The organism is Methylobacterium sp. WL6 (genome assembly GCF_008040095.1).
Classification (GTDB): Bacteria; Pseudomonadota; Alphaproteobacteria; order Rhizobiales; family Beijerinckiaceae; genus Methylobacterium.
Genome location: NZ_VRVH01000486.1, coordinates 1 through 2,178 on the forward strand (window position 1 = coordinate 1; position 2,178 = coordinate 2,178).

Genomic DNA, 2,178 nt, shown 5'->3' on the forward strand with positions numbered 1-2,178 from the left:
AAGCAAGAGCGGGGGAGGCGAGGGCGGCTCCGAGCCCAGCGGTGAGGAGCGCACGTCGCTTCACGGTCGTCATGGCACCTCCCTCGGCATCAGCTGCGATCCCGCGGCCCCTAGCACGTCCGGTGCGGGTCTCGAAACCGTCGACGTGCCGTGCTAGGCCCCGCCGTCGTGACACCCGCCTCCATCACCCTCCACACCGTCTGCGGACTGGAAGAGCTCGCGCGCCACGGCGACCGCGGCGTCGACCGCGTGCTGTCGCTGCTGGATCCGGGCACGCCGGAGCCGGCGGACTTCGCCGCCTACGGCCCCCATCGGCGCACGACGCTGCACTTCCACGACTGCCTCGGACCGGGCGAGGGGCTGGTCCCGCCGGAGCCCGAGCACGTCGCCGCGATCCTGGCCTTCGGGCGCGACCGCGAGGCGGGACCTGCCGCGCATCTCCTCGTCCACTGCCATTACGGCCTGTCGCGCTCGACCGCGGCGCTGCTGATCCTGATGAGCGACGCCGAGCCGGACACCGACGCCGAGGTCCTGGTCCGGCGCCTGCACGCGATCCGCGAGCCGGCCTGGCCGAACGCGCGGATGATCGGCTTCGCGGACGCGATGCTCGACCGCCGGGGCACGCTCGACGCGGCGGTGCGGCGCCTGCACAAGCTTCAGCTCGGCGTGCGCCCGCACCTCGCCGAATTGCTGCGCGGCCTCGGCCGCGGGCCCGAGGTCGACGCGGCCGAGGCCGCCTGAGCGGACGGGCTACTTCGGCGCGGGGGTGAAGACCCCGTCCTTCCAGACGTAGAGCACGTAGCCCTGGGCGGTGACGTCGCCCTTTCCGTCGAAGCCGACGGTCCCGAGCACGAGGTCGAAGCGCTCGGCGTGCAGCGTCGCGGCGATGCGCCTGGGGTCCTGCGTGTGGGCGAAGTTGGCCGCCGCGACCAGCGCCTGCAGCGCGGCATAGCCGTAGATCGTCGAGCCCGTCGGGTCGCCGCCCTCGGCCTTGAACGCCTTCACCACCTCGGCCGCCGCCGGCTGGCGGCTCGGGTCGAGGTAGAAGGTCATCAGCACGCCGTTGCTCGCCCCGCCGGCGATCTTGGCGAAATCCGGCGTGGCGATCGCTGAAGTGCCGAACCATTGCGGCCGGAAGCCGCGCTCGGCCGAGATCCGCACGAGCCGGCCCATCTCGGCGGCGTCGCCGCCGTAATAGGCGACCTCGATGCCGGCCGCCTTCAGCCGGTCGGCCAAGGCCGCGTCGTCGGCATCGCTCGGCGAGAAGGCGGAGAGCAGCGCCTCGTTGATGCCGATGCGGTTGAGGTTGTCCTTGGTCGCCGTGGCGAGCGCGCGCGCGGCCGGCGTCAGGTCCTGGAGCAGGGCGATCTTGCGGTCGCGGAAGCGCTCGGCCAGCACGATCGCCGAGAGGCGCGCTTGGTCGTCGTCGCGGCCGCAGACGCGGAAGATCGTCGGCAGACCGCGATCGGTCAGCCTCGCCGAGACCGAGGCCGCGGTGATCATCGCGATGCCGTTCTGGCTGTAGATCTCCGAGGCCGCAAGCGAGGCGTTCGAGCACACGTGGCCAACGACGAGGCCGACGTCGGACCGCACGAAGTGATTGGCGACCGCCGTGGCGGTGTTGGAATCGCAGGCGTCGTCCTGCACGTCGAGGCGGATGGGCTGCCCGTCGAGGCCGCCCTTCGCGTTGGCGTCGCGGGCCGCCGCCTCGACGCCGCGCAGCACCTGCTCGCCGACCGAGACGTAGGCGCCCGAGCGCGGGACCGCGACGCCGACCACCACGTCGGCGCAGGCGGGAACCACGCTCAGCACCGCCAGCGCGAGGCCGGCACGGAGGCTGCGGATGCGGGACTGGGCCAGGGTCGGGTCGAACCGGGAAGCGCGTCCGATCGTCATCAGGCCCCTTCTCGGCATCGACGCACCTCCGGCACGGCAGCGGACCAAACACCGAGCCGCGTCCCGGACGGCCGCCTGTTTCCGGGAAAACCCGCGATCGGGCAAGTCGACCGGCGACGCATCGCGCACGGAGGCACCGCGTCGGGCGGGGAAAACGCCTACCGTGAGTAGGCGTAGACGGAGGCTGCGGATGCGACGGGGCCTGCGACGGTGGAGAAGACGCTGACGACCTTGGAGACTTCGGTGAAGGGGGCGTTGGAGACGTAGACGAGGTCGCGGTTT

Annotated in this window: 2 protein-coding genes and 1 pseudogene; 1 reads left to right on the top strand and 2 read right to left on the bottom strand. The window is 72.3% G+C overall.

Annotated features, from left to right (window positions below; translation table 11 throughout):
* The first annotated feature begins 168 nt into the window (after positions 1-168).
* Positions 169-741 (top strand): protein-tyrosine-phosphatase, encoded by a 573-nt coding sequence (locus FV230_RS27540; RefSeq protein WP_147844627.1) that lies wholly within the window; start codon positions 169-171, stop codon positions 739-741.
* A 9-nt stretch (positions 742-750) separates the two neighbouring features.
* Here FV230_RS27540 and FV230_RS27545 read toward each other — a convergent pair whose 3' ends face one another.
* Both FV230_RS27545 and FV230_RS31080 read right to left on the bottom strand, forming a co-directional pair.
* The gene (locus tag FV230_RS27545; protein WP_147844628.1) at positions 751-1,896 is read right to left on the bottom strand and encodes a branched-chain amino acid ABC transporter substrate-binding protein; all 1,146 of its coding nucleotides are present in this window, start codon (positions 1,894-1,896) and stop codon (positions 751-753) included.
* A gap of 158 nt (positions 1,897-2,054) precedes the next feature.
* Positions 2,055-2,178, bottom strand: a pseudogene (locus FV230_RS31080) (sugar transporter); the annotation flags it as partial.

What these genes read in the sequence shown, in the direction of transcription:
- FV230_RS27545 (WP_147844628.1), bottom strand. Translation starts at nt 1,896, where the DNA reads ATGACGATCGGACGCGCTTCCCGGTTCGACCCGACCCTGGCCCAGTCC.